This is a genomic window from Acinetobacter sp. 1566109, from assembly GCF_000582255.1.
Taxonomy (GTDB): domain Bacteria; phylum Pseudomonadota; class Gammaproteobacteria; order Pseudomonadales; family Moraxellaceae; genus Acinetobacter; species Acinetobacter nosocomialis.
On sequence record NZ_JEYB01000198.1, the window covers coordinates 1 to 979 of the forward strand.

General features: G+C 27.0%; 1 pseudogene. It reads left to right on the forward strand.

The features are described from left to right. Positions 1 to 417 (forward strand): annotated as a pseudogene (locus J582_RS25380) (cyclohexanone monooxygenase); the annotation flags it as partial. Between the last annotated feature and the right edge of the window lie 562 nt (positions 418 to 979).

Genomic DNA, 979 nt, shown 5'->3' on the forward strand with positions numbered 1-979 from the left:
TCACCAGAAGCTTACTTAGGAACTAATATTGAAAATGTACCTAATGCATTTCTTATGCTTGGGCCAAATGTTTTGGTCTATGACTCATTTATTGGTCTTGCCGAAGCACAACTGCAATATATTGTAGATGGTTTGCTACAAATGAAGGCAAAAGGTATTGCTAAGCTTTCAGTGAAATCAGAAGTGATTAAAAAGCACAACGACTTGGTACAAAAACATCTGCAAACCACTGTATTTAATAGTGGGGGATGTAAAAGTTACTACCTTGATGCAAATGGGCGTAACTTTGCAGCATGGCCATGGTCATTGAAAAAGCTTAAACAGCGTTTACATCATTTAAAGTTAGAAGAATATGATGTGGTTTATGAAGCTGATTTGATAAAAGCAAAACCTAAAGCTGAAGAAGTTGCTGGTTAATAACTTTATAAAAGCCCATTTTAATTTATTGAAATGGGCTTTTTATTATTGAACGGATTGAACAATAAATTAAAATTCAACAAATAATTTAATGAAGTTAAATTGAAAAATAAATTTAAATATACTTAAAAATAAAAGTAGGTGAATAATGCTATATAAGTTTTTGTTAAAAAATATAGTTATTTTTAAAAATGAATTTTTAAGTGAAAAGTATTATTTTTACTCTTTTTAAAATTGCAAATTTTTTTCAGCTTCCTGAATAATCCTCATGAGCTCTTGATGTCTTTTATTTTGGGTATCTAAATACGCCCAGTACCCTAATACAAACACGATACTCACGCACAACACTATTAATACTTTATTGATCATTATTATTATCTCTATGTTTTTAATGTTAATGATCTTAACAAAAAATAACCAGTTTGTGAATATTTTCACATTTATTTACAATAATTATTAATCACTTAAACCATTGATATAAAAAATGTTTTCTAATTTGCAATTTTAAAAAGAGTAAAAATAATACTTTTCACTTAAAAATTCATTTTTAAAAATAACTATA